The 21,780-nt window shown below is 66.1% G+C and carries 27 protein-coding genes and 1 riboswitch; of the genes, 11 read left to right on the plus strand and 16 right to left on the minus strand.

Annotated elements, in window-relative coordinates; translation table 11 throughout:
• The first annotated feature begins 176 nt into the window (after positions 1–176).
• The 6 genes from Q8W71_RS26905 (at position 177) to Q8W71_RS26930 (ending at position 4,383) form a co-directional block, all read left to right on the plus strand.
• Positions 177–719: a TetR family transcriptional regulator gene (locus tag Q8W71_RS26905; protein ID WP_305528485.1), complete on the plus strand. Its 543-nt coding sequence runs from the start codon at positions 177–179 to the stop codon at positions 717–719.
• A 171-nt stretch (positions 720–890) separates the two neighbouring features.
• A complete protein-coding gene (locus tag Q8W71_RS26910) occupies positions 891–1,862 on the plus strand; it encodes a Vgb family protein (RefSeq protein ID WP_305528486.1) in 972 nt (323 codons plus the stop codon).
• 34 nt (positions 1,863–1,896) lie between these two features.
• Positions 1,897–3,297: an MATE family efflux transporter gene (locus tag Q8W71_RS26915; RefSeq protein WP_305528487.1), complete on the plus strand. Its 1,401-nt coding sequence runs from the start codon at positions 1,897–1,899 to the stop codon at positions 3,295–3,297.
• 27 nt (positions 3,298–3,324) lie between these two features.
• Entirely contained in the window at positions 3,325–3,696 is a 372-nt protein-coding gene (locus Q8W71_RS26920; RefSeq protein WP_305528488.1) for a DoxX family protein, read from the plus strand.
• A gap of 242 nt (positions 3,697–3,938) precedes the next feature.
• On the plus strand, positions 3,939–4,121 hold the full coding sequence (locus Q8W71_RS26925) for a DUF2513 domain-containing protein (protein ID WP_305528489.1): 183 nt from the start codon (positions 3,939–3,941) through the stop codon (positions 4,119–4,121).
• The gene (locus Q8W71_RS26930) at positions 4,111–4,383 is read left to right on the plus strand and encodes a hypothetical protein (RefSeq protein ID WP_305528490.1); all 273 of its coding nucleotides are present in this window, start codon (positions 4,111–4,113) and stop codon (positions 4,381–4,383) included. Before Q8W71_RS26925 ends, Q8W71_RS26930 begins: the two co-directional genes overlap by 11 nt.
• 9 nt (positions 4,384–4,392) lie before the next feature.
• Here Q8W71_RS26930 and cysC read toward each other — a convergent pair whose 3' ends face one another.
• The gene (gene cysC, locus Q8W71_RS26935) at positions 4,393–4,980 is read right to left on the minus strand and encodes an adenylyl-sulfate kinase (protein ID WP_370875555.1); all 588 of its coding nucleotides are present in this window, start codon (positions 4,978–4,980) and stop codon (positions 4,393–4,395) included.
• Positions 4,981–5,196: 216 nt separating this feature from the next.
• On the opposite strand from cysC, the gene Q8W71_RS26940 reads away from it, so the two are divergent.
• From Q8W71_RS26940 to Q8W71_RS26955, 4 genes are all read left to right on the plus strand, one after another.
• Positions 5,197–6,042, plus strand: a complete 846-nt coding sequence (locus Q8W71_RS26940) for a sulfotransferase family protein (protein ID WP_305528491.1) — start codon at positions 5,197–5,199, stop codon at positions 6,040–6,042.
• Positions 6,043–6,078: 36 nt separating this feature from the next.
• Positions 6,079–7,755: a Hint domain-containing protein gene (locus tag Q8W71_RS26945; protein WP_305528492.1), complete on the plus strand. Its 1,677-nt coding sequence runs from the start codon at positions 6,079–6,081 to the stop codon at positions 7,753–7,755.
• 18 nt (positions 7,756–7,773) lie between these two features.
• Complete coding sequence (locus Q8W71_RS26950; protein WP_305528493.1) at positions 7,774–8,103, plus strand: hypothetical protein; 330 nt, start codon at positions 7,774–7,776, stop codon at positions 8,101–8,103.
• A 385-nt stretch (positions 8,104–8,488) separates the two neighbouring features.
• Positions 8,489–9,376 (plus strand): LysR family transcriptional regulator, encoded by an 888-nt coding sequence (locus tag Q8W71_RS26955; RefSeq protein WP_305528494.1) that lies wholly within the window; start codon positions 8,489–8,491, stop codon positions 9,374–9,376.
• Positions 9,377–9,382: 6 nt separating this feature from the next.
• On the opposite strand, the gene Q8W71_RS26960 is transcribed toward Q8W71_RS26955, so the two are convergent.
• The 15 genes from Q8W71_RS26960 to Q8W71_RS27030 form a co-directional block, all read right to left on the minus strand.
• Positions 9,383–10,483 carry a molybdopterin-dependent oxidoreductase gene (locus Q8W71_RS26960; protein WP_305528495.1) on the minus strand — a complete coding sequence of 367 codons (1,101 nt, stop codon included), beginning with the start codon at positions 10,481–10,483 and terminating at the stop codon, positions 9,383–9,385.
• A gap of 67 nt (positions 10,484–10,550) precedes the next feature.
• Positions 10,551–11,540, minus strand: coding sequence for a WD40 repeat domain-containing protein (locus tag Q8W71_RS26965; RefSeq protein WP_305528496.1), 990 nt, complete (start codon positions 11,538–11,540; stop codon positions 10,551–10,553).
• A gap of 156 nt (positions 11,541–11,696) precedes the next feature.
• Positions 11,697–12,032 (minus strand): cytochrome c, encoded by a 336-nt coding sequence (locus Q8W71_RS26970; protein WP_305528497.1) that lies wholly within the window; start codon positions 12,030–12,032, stop codon positions 11,697–11,699.
• Positions 12,033–12,042: 10 nt separating this feature from the next.
• Positions 12,043–13,260 (minus strand): molybdopterin-dependent oxidoreductase, encoded by a 1,218-nt coding sequence (locus Q8W71_RS26975; RefSeq protein ID WP_305528498.1) that lies wholly within the window; start codon positions 13,258–13,260, stop codon positions 12,043–12,045.
• Positions 13,261–13,423: 163 nt separating this feature from the next.
• Entirely contained in the window at positions 13,424–14,515 is a 1,092-nt protein-coding gene (locus Q8W71_RS26980; RefSeq protein WP_305528499.1) for a YeiH family protein, read from the minus strand.
• Positions 14,516–14,596: 81 nt separating this feature from the next.
• Positions 14,597–14,737 (minus strand): hypothetical protein, encoded by a 141-nt coding sequence (locus Q8W71_RS26985; protein WP_305528500.1) that lies wholly within the window; start codon positions 14,735–14,737, stop codon positions 14,597–14,599.
• Positions 14,738–14,795: 58 nt separating this feature from the next.
• Positions 14,796–14,987, minus strand: coding sequence for a hypothetical protein (locus Q8W71_RS26990; protein WP_305528501.1), 192 nt, complete (start codon positions 14,985–14,987; stop codon positions 14,796–14,798).
• A gap of 37 nt (positions 14,988–15,024) precedes the next feature.
• On the minus strand, positions 15,025–15,639 hold the full coding sequence (locus Q8W71_RS26995; RefSeq protein ID WP_305528502.1) for a 2,3-bisphosphoglycerate-dependent phosphoglycerate mutase: 615 nt from the start codon (positions 15,637–15,639) through the stop codon (positions 15,025–15,027).
• Positions 15,636–16,028 carry a fluoride efflux transporter CrcB gene (gene crcB / locus Q8W71_RS27000; protein ID WP_305528503.1) on the minus strand — a complete coding sequence of 131 codons (393 nt, stop codon included), beginning with the start codon at positions 16,026–16,028 and terminating at the stop codon, positions 15,636–15,638. Before crcB ends, Q8W71_RS26995 begins: the two co-directional genes overlap by 4 nt.
• A gap of 84 nt (positions 16,029–16,112) precedes the next feature.
• Positions 16,113–16,178, minus strand: a riboswitch (Fluoride riboswitch).
• Positions 16,179–16,543: 365 nt separating this feature from the next.
• Positions 16,544–18,418, minus strand: a complete 1,875-nt coding sequence (locus Q8W71_RS27005) for an ATP-binding protein (RefSeq protein WP_305528510.1) — start codon at positions 18,416–18,418, stop codon at positions 16,544–16,546.
• Between the two features lie 31 nt (positions 18,419–18,449).
• Positions 18,450–18,971 carry an ABC-three component system middle component 5 gene (locus tag Q8W71_RS27010; protein ID WP_305528504.1) on the minus strand — a complete coding sequence of 174 codons (522 nt, stop codon included), beginning with the start codon at positions 18,969–18,971 and terminating at the stop codon, positions 18,450–18,452.
• A complete protein-coding gene (locus Q8W71_RS27015; RefSeq protein ID WP_305528505.1) occupies positions 18,968–19,645 on the minus strand; it encodes an ABC-three component system protein in 678 nt (225 codons plus the stop codon). Before Q8W71_RS27015 ends, Q8W71_RS27010 begins: the two co-directional genes overlap by 4 nt.
• Positions 19,646–19,839: 194 nt before the next feature.
• The gene (locus tag Q8W71_RS27020; protein ID WP_305528506.1) at positions 19,840–20,283 is read right to left on the minus strand and encodes a hypothetical protein; all 444 of its coding nucleotides are present in this window, start codon (positions 20,281–20,283) and stop codon (positions 19,840–19,842) included.
• Positions 20,283–20,858 (minus strand): recombinase family protein, encoded by a 576-nt coding sequence (locus Q8W71_RS27025; RefSeq protein WP_305528507.1) that lies wholly within the window; start codon positions 20,856–20,858, stop codon positions 20,283–20,285. Before Q8W71_RS27025 ends, Q8W71_RS27020 begins: the two co-directional genes overlap by 1 nt.
• Positions 20,859–21,015: 157 nt before the next feature.
• Entirely contained in the window at positions 21,016–21,342 is a 327-nt protein-coding gene (locus tag Q8W71_RS27030) for a response regulator (protein ID WP_305528508.1), read from the minus strand.
• 45 nt (positions 21,343–21,387) lie between these two features.
• Here Q8W71_RS27030 and Q8W71_RS27035 point away from each other — a divergent pair.
• Positions 21,388–21,780: IS5 family transposase (locus tag Q8W71_RS27035; protein WP_305528398.1), on the plus strand; the 393-nt coding region annotated here is incomplete at its 3' end.

Genomic DNA, 21,780 nt, shown 5'->3' on the forward strand with positions numbered 1-21,780 from the left:
CGAGCGCGCGGTGCATCGGCCGACCTGCGCTTCGCCCCCTCGCGCAGGTCGGTCGACAACGTCTTCCCGAAGCCTGGGGAGGATCGGACGACACAGAGCGTCTAACCTTCCCCGGGGGCTTTAATAAATGACCGATTGCATCTATATAAAACTCAGTTTGACCGAGGGACGGTAGGATGCCGAGGGTCTCGCAGGAGCAAGCCAAGCTCAACCGCCAGCGTGTCGTGGAGGTCGCATCCTCCCTGTTCCGGGAGCGCGGCCTGAACGGCATCGGCGTCGTGGACATCATGGCGGCCGCAGGCCTGACCCATGGCGGCTTCTACGGCCAGTTCGCCAACAAGGAAGCCCTCGCTGCCGAGGCGTTCGACGCCGCCATCGGCAACGAGTACAGGGCGGACCTCGACACCTTCATCGAGAACTATCTGTCCCTCGGCCACGTGCGCACACCCGGCAGGGGCTGTCCCGTCGCGGCACTTGTGAGCGATATCGGGCGTGAGCCATCGGGTAGCGCGCTGCGGTCCCGGTTCACCCATGCGGTCAAGGGGCTCGCCGGTCTCATCGCGGACCGACTTCCCAAGTCCTCGAAGGAGCGGCGCAGGCAGCGGTCCTTGATCGCGCTGTCCACCATGGTCGGGGCGGTTGTACTGGCACGCGGCGTCGACGACGAGGCCTTGGCCGATGAGCTGCTCGCGGCGGCGCGCGCTACCATCACCGCCTGAGACGCTCCCGGCGAGCAGTTTTCGACGCCGGCCCCTTTCCGCGACGAATCCTCGTTGACCCATCCTGAATGATCAAATAGATTACATTCATAATTTTTACAGCGCCGACTCTCTGCCGAAGCCGTTGGGTACGGCAGGCCGTTGCGCCTGACCCACCAAGAGGAGCGCACGATGAAGAACCCACCTCGCTTGGCGCGTCGCGGCTTACGTTTTTCGGCGGCGGCGGGACTGTCGCTCGTCATCGCGTCCTTGAGCGTACCCGCCCTCGCCGCTGGCGAAACGACGAGTGTGCGGTTGCCGGACGGCAGTCGCTTCCCGGAGAGCGTGACCTCCGACGCGAACGGCACCCTGTTCGTGAGCAGCATCGCGGATGGTGGCGTGCTCAAGGTCGCCGCGGACGGCGCCGTCACGTCGCAGTTCCTGAAGCCGGGCGACCACGGCACCCGGTCAACCTTCGGTTTGCTAGCGGATCCCAAGCGCGGGGTGCTCTGGGTCGCCTCGAACGACGCCACGGCCCTGGGAGCGAAGGGGCCAACGGACACGGAAGGGGCGTGGATCAAGGCCTTCGACGTCGCGACGGGCGCCATGAAGACGAGCGTCAGGTTGCCGGGCGCCAAGGCGCTCGCGAACGACATGGCCCTCGGCGGCGACGGCTCGCTTTACGTCACCAACACCTTCGCCCCCCAGATCCTTCGGCTCAAACCCGATGCCAAGGAGTTCGAGGTGTTCGTGGAGAACCCAGCGCTCGCCAAGGGGCTGGACGGCATCGCCATCGGCGGCGACGGCAACCTCTACGTCAACACCTTCATGGGCGGCGAGTTGTTCCGCATCGCCATGAACCAGGGTGTCGCCGGTGAGGTCACGCGACTTGAGACGACGCGGCCGCTGAAGTTCCCGGACGGGCTGCGGACCTTCAAGGACGGGTTCCTGATGGTCGAGGGCAGCGGTGCCCTGAGCCGCGTCACGGTCTCCGGGAACGCCGCCAAGATCGAGCCTATCCACCAGTTCGCCGGTCCCACCGGCGTGACGGTTGCCCGGGACAAGATCTGGGTCTCCGAAGGCCAGCTCGGGCTCATGTCCAAGCCGGCCGAAGCCGGACGGGAGGGACCTACCTTCCACCTACGCTCCGTCGACCTCGAATAGCGCGTCGCCCGGGAACAGCGGACGAGGGGGCTTCATGGACATCAGGACACGCCGTCTGCTCACGGCCCCGCTCGTGCCGACGCTCGCCCGGATGGCCGCACCCAACGTCGTGGTGATGGTGGTCCAGACCTCCGTCGGGCTGATCGAGACGTACTTCGTGTCGACGCTCGGCACCGACGCACTGGCCGGGATGGCCCTCGTCTTCCCGGTGGTGATGCTGGTCCAGATGCTCTCCGCCGGCGGCATGGGCGGCGCGATCCAGTCGGTGGTCTCGCGCACCCTCGGTGCGGGCCGGCAGGCGGATGCCGGGCTTCTGGCATGGCACGCGACGGCAATCGGCTTGGGGCTCGGGATCGCGACCAGCCTCGTCGCAATCCCGTTCGGGCCATCCCTCTACGCGCTCATGGGCGGGGAAGGCGGCTCGCTCCAGGCCGCAACGACTTACGCCAGCATCGTCCTCGGCTGCGCGGTCCTCATCTGGCTGTTCAACGCCCTGTCGGCGGTGATCCGAGGCACCGGCAACATGGCGCTTCCGGCCTTGGTCACCTGTGTCGGGGCTCTCGTGCTCGTCCCACTATCGCCCGCGCTGATCTTCGGCTGGGGTCCTCTTCCCGCGCTCGGCATCAGGGGTGGGGGCGTCGCGTTCGCCGCCTACTACGCGGTCGGCACGGCGGTGTTCGCATACTACCTCTGGTCAGGCCGCAGCGTGCTGCGTCCGAGCCGGCGCCTGCCGAGACTGACCTGGGCCCCGTCTCGGGAGATCCTGCGCATCGGGGTGCTCTCGGGTATCGCCAGCGTGACCTCCAACGTCACGGTCATCGCAGCCACCGCCTTCGTCGGGGCGGCCGGGCCTGCCGCCGTGGCCGGCTACGGGACCGGCGCACGGCTCGAATACTTGCTGGTGCCCCTCGTGTTCGGTCTCGGCTCGCCCATCGCGGCGGTCGTCGGCACGGCGCTCGGGGCCGGCGACCACGCCCGCGCGCGTCGGGCCGCCATGACCGGTGCGGCCGTCGCGGGCGTTCTGACGGAGGGCATCGGGATCGCGGCGGCCCTGCATCCGGCGGCCTGGCTCGGCTTGTTCGGTGACGATCCGGCGATGCTCGCCACCGGCTCCCTCTACCTGCGTGCCGTCGGCCCGTTCTACGGGTTCTTCGGTGCCGGCTTGGCCCTCTATTTCGCCGCCCAAGGCGCAGGGCGAGTCGGCTGGCCGGTCGCCGCCAGCCTGCTCCGAATGGTGGTGGCTCTCGGCGGGGCCTGGGTCGCCTCGGCGCTCGGGTTCGGGCTGACCGGCACCTTCCTCGCGGTGTCGGCCGGATTCGTTGTGATGGGTCTCGTCAACGCGGCCGCATTCGCGACGGGCAGCATGATCCCACGCGCCGCCTTCGGGGAACCATCCTTTGGTCCGCTGCCTCTCGCGCCTGCGGCGAAGCCCTGAACGCCCTGCCCTGGGGAGACATCATCAATGCCTGCCACGTTCGATTGGCGACCTCTCGGCGACCGAGCGCTCCGTCTCCTGCTATCGACGGTCTTCACGGTCGCGGGCGGGATGAAGCTCGCGGCGGCGGAGTTCGAGATCTCGAACTTCGAACGCTTCGGCTACGCGAACTGGTTCATGTATGCCGTGGGCATCGCCCAAATGCTCGGAGCGGCCTCGCTCTGGGTCCGGGGTTACGCCGCCTACGGGGCGCTGTTCCTGGCCACCATGATGGCCGGCGGTGCCGTCAGTCACCTCCGTGCCGGTGATCCGGCCGTCATGGCGACTCCGGCGCTCGTACTACTGACGCTTCTATGCGGCCTAGCCTTCACCCGGCGAGGCGAGCTTTCCACCATCTGACGCCGGACCGGGGAAGCCTGTGACGACCGAGGGGCACGGCGCCGGCTTGGTCGCGTCGAAGGTGGCGACAGGACGAAAAGTCTCCCCGCCGAGCCTTGATAGTAAAAATTATTACCTTAATCTATTGGCGCGGGCGGTAGTCGGCCTGCTGCCTCCACGGGAGGGCATCGTGGCCCAGGGAAGCATCAAGACCGCAATCGTCACGTGATCGGCCCCCACACGGTGGAGGTGGCAGCGCTCTCGTGGATCGCCTGACTTGGCGCGGCCACGAGTTCCTCGATACCATCCGCGACGATGAAGTCTGGGCACAGACCAAACAAACAGCCAAGGGAGCCGGCACCGGAGCGATCGAGTTCGTATGGGGGATCGCGAAGGAGGTCGCGAAGGCGGAGATCAAGCGGCGGACCGGGCTCGATGTCGGCTGATCCGACGATCCTGGTTCCATCGAACCTGCCGGCTCCAGCGCTCGTCGCGGCAGCGGGCGAGCGCGCCGCCTACCACTTCCTGGAGTTCTTCACCGCCCAGATCCGCAATCCCAACACCCGCCGAGCCTACGTCCGGGCGGTCGGCGCGTTCTGCGCTTGGCTCGATGCGCGCGGCCTGCCCTCGATCGCGGCCGTCAGCTCTACCGGCGGGCGTTCGGCGATGTGGCGCCGCAGGCGCTGCTGGCGTCCGGGCGCGCGATGACTACCTGGATCAGACTGCGCTCAGCCGCAGCAGCGCTGCGCATAACGGCGCGGCCGAGGCCTCGACCGTCAGTCCATCCGTGCGCAGCCGCAAGTCCGGCGCGTCCGGCGCCTCGTAGTACGCTGACACACCCGTGAACCGCGCGACCTGCCCCGCCCGGGCTCGCGCATAAAGGCCTTTCGGATCACGCGCCTCGCACACCGGCAGCGGCGTATCCACGAACACTTCCAGAAACGGTAGGGTACCCGCGACTGCCCGCGCACCAGCTCGCTCGACCCGGGATGGCGAAATCAGCGCCACGATCACGATCAGCCCAGCCTCGGCCATCAGTCGCGCCACCTCGGCCGCCCGCCGCATGTTCTCGGCCCGATCAGCATCGCTGAAGCCCAGATCCCGGCTAAGCCCGTGACGCAGATTGTCGCCGTCGAGCACGAAGACGTGTCGTCCGTGCGCGGCGAGCCCGCGGTCCGCCGCGTCGGCGATGCTGGTCTTGCCCGCGCCAGGTAAGCCTGTCAGCCACGCTATCGCAGGCCGCTGACCGAGGCGTTCCCAGCGTGGTTCGCGCGGCGCGAATGTTTGCCACGTGACGTCCCGGATTATCACATCTCGTTGAGGCGGCACGGTCAACGCCCGCGTTTAGACTGCGTATTTATATCACATCTCGCTGTGACCCGCAAAACACGCCCCTGGACAAACAGTAGCTGAACCTGCTTTTCGAAGATTATATGACAGGTGCCAGGGCACTTTGCTATCGACGGCCTTCTGGCACCGCGCCATGGTGGCGGCTTGGTCTAGGACGCCCCCGCCAGCCGTGTGACCCAGTATCACTTCATCTCCGGCCTGCCGCGCGCCGGCTCGACCCTGCTGTCGGCCTTGCTGCGCCAGAACCCGGCCGTGCGCGCCGGCATCGTCAGCCCGGTCGGGTCGCTGGTGGCCGCCGTGCTGAAGGACATGGGCCCGGACAACGAGACCAGCCTGTTTCTCGACGAGGCCCAGCGCGCCGCCCTGCTGCGCGGCCTCTTCGACAGCTACTACGGCGCGCTGCCGCCCGGCACGGCGGTGTTCGATACCAATCGCGGGTGGACAGGCCGCCTCGACCTGCTCGCACGCCTGTTCCCCGACTGCCGAGTGATCTGCTGCGTGCGTCCCGTGCCGTGGATCATCGACTCGGTCGAGCGGCTGATCCGGCGCAACGTGTTCGAGGTATCGAAGATTTTTGGCTCGGATGTCGGCGGCACCGCTTACTCGCGCGCCGAGCTGATGATGGCGCCCTCCGGCCTGATCGGCTTCCCGCTGAACGCGATGAAGCAGGCGATGCACGGTGATCACTCCGCGCGGCTCCTGCTCCTGCCCTACGACACCTTGGCCGAGCACCCGCAGGAGACGCTGGCTGCCGTCTACGAGTTCTGCGGCTTACCGCCGTTCAAGCACGACGTGGACGACATCGCTTTCGACGCGGGAGAGTTCGACGCGCGGCTGGGCACACCGGGGCTGCACGCGGTGCGGCCGCAGGCGCGGCGGGAGGTGCGGGAAACGATCCTGCCACCGGACCTGTGGGCGCGCTGGGAAGGGGCGAGCGTGTGGCGCGACCCGGCCTTCCACCGGCGCGTGGCGGTCGGGGGAACGCCCGGTGCGGACCATGGGACAGCCGCAGGCTGAGGCCGGTGGGGATGAGGCGCACGGGAAGGACAGGGCATGGGCACGTATAACTTCCAGGCGGCCCAGGGGGGGCTGGCCCCGCAGCAGACCGCCACCATCACGCAGGCCGGCACCTACGACCTCTCCGCCTTCGGGGCGCAGGGCGGTGGCAGCCTCAACGGGGGGACCGGCGGCCTCGGCGCCGGGACGGGGGCCTACTTCGACCTGGCCGCGGGCACGCGTCTGCGCATCGTCGTCGGCGGGCAGGGCCAAGGGGGGAACGTCAACGGCGGCGGCGGCGGCGGCGGCAGCTTCATCCTGGCGAGCACGGATGGCGGGGCGAGCTACGCGCTGCTGCTCGCCTCCGGCGGTGGTGGGGGCGCTGCGTCCGGGAACAATGGTACCGCAGTCAACGGCTCCGGAGGCTACAGCGCGACCAGCGGACGCGGTACCGGTATAGGCGGGGTCGTCGGCGCCGGCGGCACGGGCGGCGCCAACGGTGGCGGTGGCGGCGGTGCGGGCTTCAACGGCGGCGGCGCAAACGGCACGGGGACTCTTCCCGGATCCGGAGCGGGCAGCTACCGGACCTTCGGCACCGGTGGTCAATCCAGCGGCAGCGGCGGACCCGGCGGCGGCGGCGGCGGCGGCAACGCCCTCGCAGGCGGCGGCGGCGGCGGCTACACGGGTGGCTTCGGCGGCGGTGGCAGCGGACCCGGTGGCGGGGTCGGCGGGGGAGGCTACTCGTACATCTCGAGCGGGGGCACGGCGATCGGGGCACAGACGGTGGCCGCGACGCGGTCTGGCGACGGGCAGGTCACCGTCACCTTCGTGCGCGCGCCGGCCAACAACCCCTGCTTCTGCACAGGCACGCGCATCCTGACGGACCGTGGCGCCAGGCCGGTGGAGGATCTGGCGGTCGGCGACACGGTCGTCACCGTCACGGGCGATCTGCGACCAGTGCTCTGGATCGGCTCGCGCCACTACCCCGGGGAGAGTGCACCCAAGGACAATCGTCCGGTGCGGATCAAGGCGGATGCGATCGAACCCGGCGTGCCGTCCCGCGACCTGCTCGTCTCGCCCGACCACGCCCTCTTCCTCGACGGCCTGTTCGTCGCCGCCGGACATCTTGTCAACGGCACGAGCATCACCCGCGGCGAGGCGGTGGCGGATCTCACCTACTGGCATGTCGAGCTGGACACCCACGACATCCTGCTCGCCGAGAACACCCCGGCCGAGAGCTTCCTGGCTGCGCCGGGGGTGCGCCGGCAGTTCGACGGACGTCATCGTCCCGATGCAGACGCGGACCCCATCCCCTGCGCCGAGCGTATCGAGCAGGGTCCCGAGCTGGACGCGCTGTGCGACCGGCTGATCGTCCGCGCCGGCCTGTCGACCGAGCCAACCCGGTTCGGCGCCGTGCAGGCGTGGCTGGACAAGTGCGACGGCACCCGCGTCGCCGGCTGGGCGCGGGATGCCGCCCATCCGGACGCCCCGGTGTGCCTCGATATCGTGGTGGACGGCATCACCGTGGCGATGACGCTCGCGGAGCAATACCGGGCTGACATCGCGGTAGCTGGCATCGGCGACGGCTGCCACGGCTTCGATCTGGATCTGGACGAGCCACTGGCGCCGGACGCGGCGCACACCGTCGAGGTACGCCGCTCGTCCGACGGTTTGCGGGTCTGTGCGATGGCCGTGGATGCGGCGGGTCAGTGGACGCCGCTTCTGGCGGCTTGAGCGCGGCCTGACCCGTCCGTGGCGCTGCTCGGACATGTCGGGACGCTGACCCACCGGCGGATCGCCGGCTGGGCGTGGGAGAGCGATGCGCCGAACGTGCCGGTGACCGTCCTCGTGGCGATCGAGCGGCGGGTGCTGGGGCGGTGCCGGGCGGACCGGTTCCGCGAGGATCTGGCGATCGAAGGCCTGGGCACGGGCCGGTGCGGCTTCGCGCTCGATCTACCGGCGGGTCGCCTCGCGCTGCGGCGCGGCTACGCGATCAGCGTGCGCCGCGAGGGGGATGGGCTTCACCTGCCCGGCTCGCCCTACCTGCTGGAGCCAGCCATCCAGATCGTGCGAGGCGCGTAGAAATCCCCAAGCTTCAGCTATATATGCGTGTAGTATGCGAAGGAGCTGGACCGGCCAAGCCGTTCCCTAATGGATTGTTATGCGAAGGTCCCGGCGGATCGGCTGCTACCCTCTATGTCTACTCCGGAGATGCGGCCGAGGTGTCGCACCGGAAGCATCCGTTCGACCACCCCCCTCCGGACGCACCGGGAACGACCGGGGAAGGCGAGGAGCGGTAATTGGCTCGTCGCCCAGAAGCGGACGCGATCTCTCTCGCAGTCCGGGCATTCGCATAAAATGCGCGTATGGAACCTGTAGTGGTCGCCCATTCGGCTAAGCGGCTGTTATGGAGCTTGATGCTGTAGCCTTCCGCCTGTCGCTCATCGTCGGGCAGGCTCGCGCGTCCATGACTCTCGATCAGCTCCGCATCTTCGTCGCCGTGGCCGAGCGCCAGCACGTCACCCGCGCCGCCGAGGCGCTCAACATCGTCCAGTCCGCCGTCAGCAGCGCCGTCTCCGCCCTGGAGGCCCGCCACGCCGTCAAGCTGTTCCACCGGGTCGGGCGCGGCATCGAGCTGACCGAGGCCGGCCGCGTCTTTCTGGGCGAGGCCCGCGCCGTGCTCGCCCGCGCCGAGGCCGCCGAGCTGGTACTCGCCGATCTCAGCGGCCTGCGCCGCGGCACCCTGCGCGTCCACGCCAGCCAGACCATCGCCGGCCACTGGCTGCCCCGCCACCTCGTCGCCTTCCGCCGCGCCTACCCGGACGTCGCCGTCCGCCTCGCTGTCGGCAACACCGCCGAGGTGGCCCGGGCGGTCGGCGAGGGCGCGGCTGAACTCGGCTTCGTCGAGGGTGCGGTGGACGACCCCGCCCTATCCGCCACCCCGGTGGCTCAGGATCGCCTCGTCCTGGTGGTGCCCCCGGACCACCCGTGGGCCGCCGCCCCGGCGATCGCCGCCGCAGACCTCGCCGCCCACCCCTTCGTGCTGCGCGAGGCGGGCTCGGGCACCCGCTCGGCCTTCGAGGCGGCGTTGGCGGCAGTGAACATCATGCCGGAGGGGCTGACCGTCGCGCTGGAGCTGCCCTCGAACGAGGCGGTGTTGGCCGCGGTGGAGGCCGGCGCCGGGGCGAGCGTGCTATCGGAGGCCGTCGTGGCGGGCACGCTCTCCACCGGTGCCCTCGTCGTCGCCCCGTTCCCACTGCCCGCCCGCACCTTCTCGATGCTACGCCACAAGGAGCGCTATCGCAGCCGGGCCGCGGACGCCCTGCTCGACGTGATCCGCGACGCGGGCCCGTGAGCCGCTTCAGGCCACCGTGACCCGTACGCGGTGCCAGGCGGTGCCGAGGTAGCCCTTGCGGTTCCAGGTGTCGTCGGGAGCGGCCGGCTGCGTCTGGCCGGCCGCGTCCCAGGCGCGCGCCGCGAGCTCGTGCTCGCCCGGCGGCAGATCGATCTCAGCCGACCAGAACGTCCAGGCGAACGGCGCGGCCTCCTCCAACCGGGCCTGCACCCAGTGCCGCCCGCCATCGCCCGACACGTCGACGCGCGCCACCGCGCGATCGCCGCACACCGCGTAGCCGCGTACGGTGGTGCGCCCTGCCGCCAGCGCCGCGCCGCGGGCAGGCTCGCAGATCGCGCTGTTGAGCGGCATGGTCTCGATGGTGATGCCATCGTCCGGGCCGACGCCTTCCGGATCGACCTGCGGCGGCAGAAACTTGTAGTCGTTGGCCTGGATCGGGTTGTCGGACGGGCGGTCCTGGACGGTGATCGAGGCCAGCCATTTCGGGCTGCGCACCCCGGCGTACCCCGGCACCACCGCGCGCAACGGAAAGCCGTGCTCGGGCAGCAGGGCTGCGCCGTTCATGGTGTGGGCGAGCAGCGTCTCGGGCGCCAGCGCCTTGGCCAACGGGATCGAGGCGCCGTAGCGGTAGTCCTCTCCATCGACGGTGTCATGGCACGCGAAGGCCACATGCAAGCCCTCCCGCGCGCTCGCCATGTCGAACCCGGCCGCCGTCAACACCTCGACGAGGCGGGGGCCGGTCCAGTCGGCAGTGCCGATGGCGCCAGCATCCCAGGGATCACCCGAGACCGGGGCGACCGCGCGCAGGTCGGCGCGGCGGTTACCTGCGCATTGCAGGGTGGCCGTCACGGTCGTTTGGGGCATCGCCTGGATCTCGGCGAGCGAAAGGGACAGCTTTCGGCCCAACGCCCCACCGACCTCCAGGCGATAGGTCCTCGCGTCGATCGCCGGCAGATCCCCGTGTGAGCGCACGTAGAAGTCCACGGCGGCGGTGCGCCAGGACACGCGCAGCCGGTCCAGCGGCGGCTCGGCGTTGTAGGGCGCGCGCTCGTGCACGATCAGGCGCGCCATGCGCTCGGGAAGGTCGCGGGCGGGCTGGTTAGGCATCAGTCGTTCCTCTCTTCCGGGCGGCTGCGCGCCGGGACCACCCGGGTCCCGGCGGCGCGGCCCCGCGTCAGGGCTTCATCGTCGACACGACCGCGTTGCTCGCCCGGTCGACCACCGCCACGCTCAGGTCGCGGTTGAGCGCGTACGCCTTGGTCCCATCGGGCGAGAACACGATCGCCTGCCTCGGCTCGTTCAGCCCGGTGACCGTCGCCACCACCTTTCGGCTCGTCGCGTCGATCACCGACAAGGTGTTGTCCTTGAGGTTGCCCGAGTAGACGAACTTCCCATCCGGGGTCAGCGCCGCACCGTAGGGGTCCTTGCCCACCGGGATCTCCGCGACGACCTTCTTTTCCGGCACATCGACGACCCCGATCGAGTCGCGCCCGCTGTTGGCAGCAAAGATCGTCTTGCCGTCCTTCGTGATCGAGATGGCGCGCAGCTTGTCGAAGCCCGCGATCTCGCCCGTCGGCTTGTCGGTCGCCGTGTCCACCACGGTGATCTTGTCGCCGAGGAAGTTGGTCACGTAGAGCGTCTTTCCGTCCGGCGAGAGCCGCACGCCCTGGCGTGGCTGGCTGAAGCCGGTCACCACCGCCTTGGGCAGGCCGGTGCCGGTGTCGAACACGGCGACCGTGCTCGACGCCTGGTTGTTGACGTAGAGCGTACCCCCGTCGGTCGAGAGCACCGTGCCGAAGGCTCCGGGGCCGGCGGCAATGACCATCACCTCCTTGCCCGTGGCGGTCTCGTAGGCGGTGACGCGGCCGGTGCCGCTGTCGGAGACGTAAAAGCGGGCGCCGTCGGGGCTGAACACGATGTTGCGCGGTGTGACGAAGCCCGAGAGCGTGCGGGCGAGCTTGGCCGAAGCCACGTCGTAGACGAGCACGCGGCCCTCCTCGCTGTTCGAGGCGGCGGCGGTGCGCCCGTCGGGGCTGAGGGCGAGGCTGTTGTTCTTGATGCCCGCGTCGAAGCCTGCGGCGAGACCGGGGGTGGCCTGGGCGAGCAGCAGGGCGGCGCCGGCGAGCAGGGCGCGCAGGCCGGTACGGGTCGTGGACTTGGTCATGGTTCCGGTCGTGTCCTCTGGGCGTGGTCACGGGTCGGCGCCGCGGGCGGCGCGCGTCCGTACGAGTGGTTCGGCCGTGCGGCCGCCGCGGCTGTGGGATCGTCGGTCCGGGCTACCGGGGTCGGTCTGGCCGGGGCCCGTGGTCCCGACCGGGGGTCAGGGCGCGGGCTTGAGGGCCGTGAGGTAGTCGACGATGGCCGCGGCGTCGGCCGGGTCCACCGGCGCCTTGTAGACGTGGACCATCTTGTTGACCGTCTCGGTCCACTGCGCCTTCGTCAGCTTGGGCTGGGTCAGCACCATCCCGGCCGAGTGGCAGGCCACGCAGTTGTTGTTGATCGCTTCCGCCCCCGGCCCGTCCGGGAAGATCCGCTCCGAAGTCGGCAGCTCGATCGCCTCGGACTTGAAGCGCATCGGCTCGGCGGCGGGTGCGGATAGTGCAACCGTCGACGGCAGCGCGAGGGCGGCGATCAGGATGATGCGGGCGATGGTCATGGCTGTCTCCTCAGGCGGCCTGGAAGGACACGGTCTCGACGCCGTTCTGCATGAAGCCGGCTCCGTTCCAGACCGGGTCCATCGGCTGCACCAGCCCGTTCGCGTTGGTGCAGCGGACCTTGACGGTGTGCGTGCCGGCGGAGAGCGCCGGAAGGCTGCCTTCGAACCGGCGGAAGCTGTAGGTCCCTTCGTCCGACCCGAGCTTGGCCGGGAACCACGTCGCCCCGCCATCGCCCGAGAAGTCGACCGCCTTCACCCCGCAGTCGCCGCCCAGCGCCAGGCCGCGCACCGCCACCGGGCCGCCGGCCGGCACGCGCGCGCCGTCGCGCAGGTTCGTCACGAACGAGCGCGGCACCATCTTGTTGATCGGTACCGTCTTGAACCCCGTCTGGCCGGGCTTGATGTTCGCACCGGGCACGTCGGGGATGCGGTAGGCCGTCTTCATCCAGTAGTTCTCGTCGGGCTTCTCCAGCACCTCGACGTCGGAGAGCATCTTCATCCAGTAGGTCGAATACCAGCCCGGCACCACGAGGCGTAAGGGGAAGCCGTTGAGCAGGGGCAACTGCTCGCCGTTCATGGCGTAGGCGATCATCACCTCGCCGCCGCGGGCGTGGTCGATCTCCAGGGCCTTCTTGAAGTCCGGCGCGTCGTCGACCACCGGCTCGTCGAGCCCGCTGAAGCGCACCTGCACCGCGCCGGGCTTCACGCCGGCCCGGTCCAGCACGTCGCGCAGCCGGACGCCCGTCCAGCGGGCGTTGCCCATCGAGCCGTTGGCCCATTGCGCGCCGGGCACCCGCGGCTCGAACAGCCCGCGCGAGTTGCCCGAGCACTGGTTGACCGCCGCGATCTCGAAGCGCGGCAGGCGGGCGATCTCGTCGAGCGAGAGCGACAGTTCCCGGTCGACGTGGCCGTGAACCTTCAAGCGGAAGGCATCCGCGTCGACGCTCGTGGGGATGCCGGCCCAGTGCCAGCGGACGAAGAAGCGGTCGTTGGGGGTGAACACGCCTTCGTCGAACACCTCGAACGGAGTTTCCAGCAGCGGCGGGGTGGTGCGCTGGAGGATCATCTCCCCCTTGCCGGGGAAGGCGGTGGTCAGCGCGCGCTCGTCCGGCCCGCCAGGCAGCGGCAGGCGTATCGAGCCAGCGGCCCGGGCGGGCGCGACAGCGGCGAGGCCGCCGAGACCGAGGCCGGCGAGTACAGCGCGGCGGGAAAGGGCGTACGTGTCCAAGACCGTTCCTCCAGGGCGGCGCGTTCGAGAGGCCGCTTCACAGTGCCGAGAAGCTATCTTCTCCGGGTACCAGCATCCAATGGTAAGAAATGCTCGTTTCGATCGGTTTGGTAGAACGATCGAACCAAGTGTGAACCGTCTCACGCAGCCGGGTCGCGCGGCCTCAGGCGATGCCGAGGACGCGGATCAAGCCGAGGCTGACCGCGGTCAGCGCCAGCAGCGAGGCGACCACGGCGAGCGTCACCCGCGCCCCCGCCCCCGCCACGCTGCGCACATCGACGCCCAGCCCCAGCGCCGCCATCGAGACGATGGTGAGCACGTTGGCGGTCGCCGCGATCGCGGGCAGCGCCGCCCCCGGGATCAGTCCGGCCGAGCGCAGGCCGGCCATCGCGAGGAACGCCAGGATGAACCACGGCACCAGCCGGTGCAGCGCCACGCGCCCGCGCTTCGGCCGCTCGCCCGCGGTGACGTGCGGGGCTACCACGTCGGTTTCCTCGCGCAGCCGGCTCGCGCCGAGCGACAGCGCCAGCACCACGGGGCCGAGCATCAGCACGCGCACCAGCTTGACCAGCGTGCCGACCTGCACGCTCAGCGCGGCCACCGGCGCGGTGGCGGCCAGCACCTGCGGCACGGCGTAGACGGTCAGCCCGGCCAGCACGCCGTACTGCATCGGCGACAGGCCGAGCAGCGGCACGAGCAGCGGCAGGCCGAGTACGACGAGGACGCCGAGCACGGCGGTGAAGGCGATGGAGGAGGCGACATCCTCGGCTTCGGCGCCGATGACGGGGGCGGTGGCGGCGATGGCGGAGTTGCCACAGATCGAGTTGCCGCAGGCCACCAGGATGGCGAGCCTGGGGTGTAGGCCGAGCGCGCGGCCGATGCCGTAGCTCGCCGCAATGGCGAGCGTCACGACGACGGCGATGCCCACGAGCAGGCCGGGGCCGGCGGCGAGCAGGGTGGCGACGCTCAGAGATGCGCCGAGCAGGACGACGGCGACCTCCAGCACGGTCTTGGCGCCGAAGGCGATGCCGGGGAAGAAGCGCGGACCGGGGTTCCAGGCTGTGCGCACGGCGGTACCCAGCACGATGGCCAGCACGAGCGCCTCCAGCCATGCGCGATCGAACAGGTGTTCCTCGGCCATCTCCAGCCCAACGGCGGCGGCCGTGACGGCGAGGCAGAGGACGAAACCCGGCAGCGTGCGGCGCAGGCCCTCGAAGCCTGCCGGTCTCGCGACGCGCTGGATGGTGGTCGTCATGATCGGCTCGCCCCGTGCTTCGATGATGAGGCGATCATCGCTCTCGCCATGTGTTCGATCCAACGGAACGTTGAGATCGTTTCAATCTGCTAGATTGATTGAATGCACACTGCGCCGATGGGCGTACGGCGAGGTCAGCGGATGAAGTTCGACCGGGTCGCCGAGCAGCCGCCGGGCCGATGCGAGGATCTGCACGGTCTGCGGGTCGGCGTCGGCGCGCACGCGGCGCTCCTCCGTTCGGGGGGATAGGCGCCGGATGCGCGAACCGGCGGTTCCCGGCTCAGCGCGCGGCGAGGAACAGCCCGACGAGGACTACGACCAGCACCGCTACGATGAGGAGCCAGATCGCGGCCATCGTCCCGTGCGAGACGCCGAGCTTGCGCGCAGCCTTGCGATGCTGGTGCTCGATCAGCCCGAGCTGCCGGATGTCCTCCAGCTCCGGGTCCGGATCGCGGTGGTTCGAGTCGGACATGCGCGTCTCCATCAGTCGTCTCGCGGCGGTGTCGGCCTCAGGAGAGAACCGCGAGGCCCTCGATCGTTGCGTCGGGCGTGAGCCGGTAGAGCCGGAGCGAGCCGGTCGGGATTTCGAGGCGCTCGGCCTCGCCCGGCGACAGCCCCTCAACGGCAGTGACCAGCGCGCGCAGCGAGTTGCCGTGGGCGACGACGAGGGCGACGCCCCGCATCGCCGCGGGCAGGATGCGCGTGAGGTGATAGGGCGCGACCCGCGCGAGCGTGTCCCGAATGCTCTCGCCACCCGGCGGCGGATCGGCGAAGGCGCGGCGCCAGACCCGAACCTGCTCGGCCCCCCAGCGCGCCTCGGCCTCGGCGTGGGTCAGGCCGGTGAGCGCGCCGTAGTCGCGCTCGTCGAGGGCGGCGGCGGGCTCGACAGGGAGGGCGGAGCGGCCCAGCGCATCGAGGATCATCGTGGCGCTCTCGGCGGTGCGCGTGCGGGTCGAGCAGAAGGCCGTGTCGGGGTAGAGGCCGCGCTCTAGCAGGCGCCGGCCGGCGGCGCGGGCCTGCTCGCGGCCGAGCGGCGTCAGCGGCACGTCCCGGCTACCGGTGAATTCGCCGGCGGCGTTTGCCGTGCTCTGCCCGTGGCGGACGAGGGCGAGGGCGCGGCTCACGGCGCGCCTCCGAACAGCGCGACGCGGGCCAGCGCGAGGCCCGCCACCAGGCCGACGAGGCCGCCGGCCACGGACAGGACCACGTAGAGGGCGGCGGCCGCGACTTGACCGCGGTCGTATAGGCTTACCGCGTCGAGGGAGAAGGTCGAGAAGGTAGTGAAGCCGCCGAGCACGCCGGTGGTGAGCAGGAGCTTCACGGGGTGCCCGTCGGCCCCGCGCAGGACGAACGCCTCGGCCAGTACACCCATCAGGAACGAGCCGAGCACGTTGATGAGGAGGGTGGCGAGGGGAAAGCCGACGCCGGGTGCTAGCCGCGCGACCGCGACGTTCATGCCGTGGCGCGCCCCGCCGCCCAGCCCCGCCCCGAGCATCACGATCAGAAAGTCCACGGTCCCGGCCCCCATCGTTTGAGAGGGCTCGGTCGTCGGTCCGCGGTGGAGGCGCGCTCCTACCGCGGGCGGACGGATCACACCCTCGCGGTAGGAGCCATCAGCCCTCGGCGAGGGCGGTTGTCGGGGAGCTCCATCCCCATCGGTTCCTCAGATGGAGCGCCGATCGTCCCGTGTCAAAGGTTCTGACGAAGTCGGAACCCTATGGTGTTTGGGTATACCCGGGCGAGGCGGCGCCGTGAGACGCTTCTGATGTCTCGAATGGGTCTCGATCAGAGTGTCGAGGCACCCGGTGCCGAGGGTCTAGCCCCATCCGAGCCAGTCACAAGCGGACCTTCCGAGGGTCCGAGACGGGTTGTAACTGGAAGCGTCCAGTGGAGCACCGGCTTGCGGACAGAAGGCGCGACCGCGGACCCTCAACTTCCATTTCGACATGGCATGGAGCCGGCTCTGCCAACAACGCACCCTTCTCGACCCACGCGGATGTGGGGGTTTGGAACGTCGGGTATCTGATTTTATGGAACTATGGCGAGGGTTGGCTCATCTCGCGTCGAGTACCGACCCACTGTGAATTGCTCATCGTCAAGCTCGGGCTCTAACATCGCCGTCGCAAAGATTATCTGATGTTGAACTTTCAGCCCTGCAGAAATTCGCGCAATTTGTATCTGTAGATTTTGGCTTCGTATCGCTTCGACGCCCATATTCTCTAGCGTGTCGATCATGACAAAGCGCGGGTGCCGGAAGCCAGGATCCGATGCTGCCGCTTCCAAAAATCCAAGGCAAAAGCAGCTTTTAAGAATTGCTCGGGAACTAGCTGAGAAATAGCTTTGCCCATCAACTACAATTTTATTATCAGCAAATGTAAAATTCACTGCTTTGGGATCTTCAAAGCTGTCTTGTCGCCGCAAGTCCTGAGTAAGCAAGACCTTGATCTTTTCAGCGATCAAGGTGTAAGCGCGCGAGAGCCTGTTGCGTTGAGCTAAGACAAGGCCTTCGTTTTCCGTTCGTAAGCTGCCGATCTCACCATTGAGTTTGTCTCGTTGTTCGGTGAGCGACCCGATCACAGAGATGAGACCTGCTTGACGATCCAGATCTTCGATCTGCCTTTCTACATACCCTACTTGCCGATGCAATTCTCGAAGTTTTTGTCTTGCAGCCGACGAAGGCAACCGCTGCAGTTGACTTAGTCGAGCTGAAGCATGTCGCCATTGAGCTTCTAAATCTTCGCTTTTTACCCTCAGTGCTTCAGCATTTTCGAGCCGCCTAGCTTGCAAAACTTGAGACTGCTTAATTTGAATGGCGTTCTCATTGATAATTCCCGCGATGCGTTCGCGAACCAAGTCAAAATCGAACGGCGATTTGCAAAGATGGCAAGCATGCGCTGAGTTGATATCCTGCTCACCGACCACTGCATAGCAAGCTGGGCAAGTGTGGAATTTGACATCACCAAAATGATCTGCGGTGATGGCAGCATCTCTGAGCGCCTCTATTTTATTCTCTAAGGTCTTTATAAAAATTGCAGAGTCGGCTATGTCGAATTGCAATTTGTCGAATTTGGCTCGCTCGATTAAGATTTGCTTCTGTAAATTCTGAACCTCAACATAATTCTTGTTTTGCTCGGCTAACGTGAGCTGATCGTTACCCTCTGAGATAAACACTTCCTTCTCTGCCAGCTCGATTTTGTCATTCATCGTCCGAAGATCAGACTTTAGGTTTGAAATCTCCGCTGTAACCCATTCATAGGTAGGAACAATATTGTTGCTGCCCAAAATGGTGAAAAGGCCTTTGATTTCCGACAGAACCTCGTCAAGTTCGCGAGTTAAGAGCTTGATGCGCTGCTCATTGTCATAAAGGTTATTAGCATAAGCGCCGCAAAGCAGTCTGCCGATCGTGTCGCGAAGTGCTGCTTGATCGAAACGCTCGAAGCGAAAGAGATCATCTACAGGACTTAGTTGATCTGCATAAAGCAGCCGCAATATCTGATGGATAGTAATGTTGCCGGACAGCTCATTTAGAACTTCAGGCAAACCAAGAAGGCGAAATAGAGCTTGCGAGAAGCTTTCTTGCGATGGGGAGCGCCGGTAAGGGTAGCGCTTCCAAGCATCTCGTGGAGCCTTCAGCCCATCATCAAAGGATCCACCAAAAATCTCCATTGCAACGCCAGCCTGCGCTGAAACTTCTCGCCTTAACGTAGCCCTAATTCCGTTAAGCTCGACTTCGACAATTACGTGTGAGCATAGGAGCGCTACTTCGCTCCAAGCGGTAAGATCACCACCAATACCGTAATAAATGAAATTGAGCACGGTCGACTTACCTGAGGAATTTTCGCCTCGGATAACGTTGACGCCCTCATGAAACTGCTCGTCATATACAGCATGCGCGCCGCGCATAATCACGACGCGTCTAACAATTATAGTTGGGTTAAATCGTATCATAGCGATACTCGATCAAACCCGTGCGGGCTTTCAACCCGTTTGGACCAGTCGTATCATAGTCTGACAAGAGAATATTCATAAAACCCATCAAATCATCTTGCCGCTGATTAGCTTCACGAACTCGAACTAGTATCTCGTTCGGCGTTTCGCGTTCGGTTGATTTAATTTCTCCATCAGTAAAATACTGGCCGGAAAAGTATCTTTTTACTACCATCGATTGAGCCGCCGCATCGTGCATAGGCTCCATACGTGAGAATAAATTATGAGGGTCAGGCAATTCCCCATATGGTTTTAGATGGCCATATTTTTCAGCCATTTTCTTATATTTTTGATGCCCTCTACTCAGTCGAATGCTCGAAATCAGAAATGGAAATACAAGATAGAAATCCATAATTTTAAATTTTTCATATTGCAGAGCAAAACCTGCCGCCAGCCCGTCTCGCAGTCGGAAGTACCGAAACACGGTGTGAAAAGGATCTAGGGCTGGCTGAAAAGTTAGTTGAATCATGAATGCCACCGGACATGACATTTATCAGCAAGCCAATAAATCATTCCCATGGCGACGCTGTGATCGATAGATAGAACGCTCGCACTGCACTCTTCCACTGTCGGAGCTATAATACGCTCATCAACAATTCTATTTATCTCAATCTTTCGCAGCTCTGAAATCTCGGGATAGACGAACTGATTGAAGCCATATTCGGCCCGTGCAAGGAGATAAGCCAATATTTCTTGTGCTGACGCGTAGTGCGAAAATCGTTCGAGCAACTTTACGAACAGCTCCTTCATTTCCAAAGCATTATCGAATTCATACTCTCGTCCCGCGACCTTCAACTTAGCTTCAAGACCGATTGCGCCATCATAAGGCTTCACTTGAGTAAACCGCTGCAATCGGTTGATCAACTCGACTGTTTGCAAGTTGCTTTCCATTTCGGCCTGCAACTTAGCAAGAAAAGTATCAATGTTGCTTTGAGTAGATGTTACATGGTTGTGGGTTACGCTATAGTTCCCAATCTGATCGCGACCAACGTTTGATCCGCTCTGATTTGCTTCGGAAGTCAGCCCAGACACACTCAACTGATGCTCATTTTTTTCTGCCTGTTCACTCGGTGATGTTGCCGATTTGGTCACGGCCGACGCGCGACTTGCTTTGGTCAACCACGGAACCAGCGCCTTTGACATTGTTTCTCGTGAGTGTGAAGGTGAGTAATGATCCACCGATGGCGCCTCCGATTGCACTGACAATCTGGCTCCAATACTGGGTGACGAAATCCTGCATCTGCGCTCCCCGTCGCGCAAGTTTATGCTGGCGACGATAGAACAGAGTAGGAACCTAGGGCCGTTTGTCAACTGGAGGTTGGTGACTTGGCCAACAGTTAGTCGAGCCACGGATAGCGCCCGCCGAAAAGGTCGCTGATAGCCTTTCGCGCACGAAGGGTAATGCGTCTGCGGCGCTGATGCTCCGGCCGGTCGTGTAGCATGTGACAGCGCTGGCAGAACGCAACGAGGTTGGCGTCAGAGTTGTCAGCGGTGTCATGGTTGCGGTGCGCGGTCGCCAGCACGACGCGGGTGATTTTTACACGGCCGGCCGCCATGACCTCGGGGGCGGGCAGGGTGTGCCGCTGTAGGCGGCCCCACCCGTCGCGCCAGCGCATCACCTCAGGATCCCACCATCGCCCGTCGCCAAGGTGTTGCACGTCCTGCATGTGCGGTCGTCCGCACCCCTCGCAGCGCCCTTGCGCCCGCACGAAGCGGATAACCGCCGAGAGCTGCGGCCAGTCGATGGGGTAGAAGTGGCGATGCTCGCGGCGGATCGGCATCAAATCCCCGCGCGCTGCTGCTCGCGGTGGATCGTCGTCCAGCTCACGCCGTAGGTGCGGGCGAGGTCGGCCTTCTGCGCCCCGTCCTTGAGCTGGGCGACCACCTGCCGGCGCTGTTCGGGCGTGAGCTTCGGTCGACGGCCGAGCTTCACCCCCGCCGCCTTGGCGCGGGCGCGGCCCTCCTGGGTGCGGGTGTAGATGATTTCCCGCTCCACATCGGCCATGCCGCCCATCACGGCCACCATCATCCGCCCCGTGGCGGTCGTGGTATCGGCCCACGGCTCGCGCAGCGACCGGAACACTGCGCCCGCGTCCTCGATGCGCTTCACGATGGCGAACAAGTCGAACACCGACCGCGCCAGCCGGTCGATGGCTGTCACTGTCACCACGTCCCCCACCTGCAACCCGCGCAGCATGAGGGCGAGCTGCTTACGGTCAGCCTTCGCCCCGCTGACCTTCTCTTGAAAGATCGGGCGGCACCCGGCGGCGCGAAGCTGGTCGAGCTGCGCGGCGAGGGTCTGGCCTACGGTGGAGACGCGGGCGTAACCGAGGGTACGGGAGGCGGTTTCGGGCATTCTTTTTTGTAGATGATTTCCGTAGAGCATAACTTATTGAACGGTCACGCTCAACGGCAATCTACGAAAATCCTGAGTTATGAGTACTAGCCTCCCGGCAAGTTCCACACCGGCAGTTGCCACCCTTGGCCACGGCCGCCCATTGGCCGCCAACTGGCTAAGCGGCAAACGCCTGGATTGCCTTGACGATCTTGCGCCGGTCGAACGGCTTGCCGAGCACCACGCCGCGCGCAGGGATCTGAGAAGTGTCCCACGGCTGCGAGGAGATCATCAGCAGTTCCAGCGGCGGCCAGCGTTCACGGATCAGCGTGGCGAGCTGCATCCCGGCAGTCGAGCCGCGCATGTCGAGGTCACAGAACACCGTGCGGATATCGAGGCGGGTTTCCAAGATCTGGATCGCCTCGACCACGCTGGTGGCCTCGACGGCCTCACAGCCGGCGTCCTCCACGAACTCGACTAGGGTGTGTGGACTGTTGGGGTTCACGTTCAGCGGGAGGCGTGATTCAAGGCTGTCTTTTGGAGGACAGCCTTGAGCGTTCAGGATCGCTTGGTTCTCAGCGACGCGCAGTGGGAGCGGATGGCACCGCTGATCATCGGACGTCCCGATCAGCGCGGCTCGACCGGGCGCGACAACCGGATGTTCGTCGAAGGCGTGCTGTGGATCGTGCGCACCGGCGCGCCCTGGCGTGATCTGCCCGCTGCGTTCGGTGAGTGGAACAGCGTGTTCCGCCGCTTCAGCCGCTGGAGCCAGAAGGGCGTGTGGTGGCGCATCTTCGCGGCGCTGTCGGATGATCCCGATTTCGAGTACCTGATCGTGGATTCCACCATCGTGCGCGCCCACCAACATGCGGCGGGCGCGAAAAAAGGGGGTCTGGCGATCAGCCCGCGTCCGAGCCGGCCCCCGATCAGGCGCTCGGCCGCT

The organism is Methylobacterium amylolyticum, from assembly GCF_030700245.1.
In the GTDB taxonomy this organism is placed as follows: domain Bacteria; phylum Pseudomonadota; class Alphaproteobacteria; order Rhizobiales; family Beijerinckiaceae; genus Methylobacterium.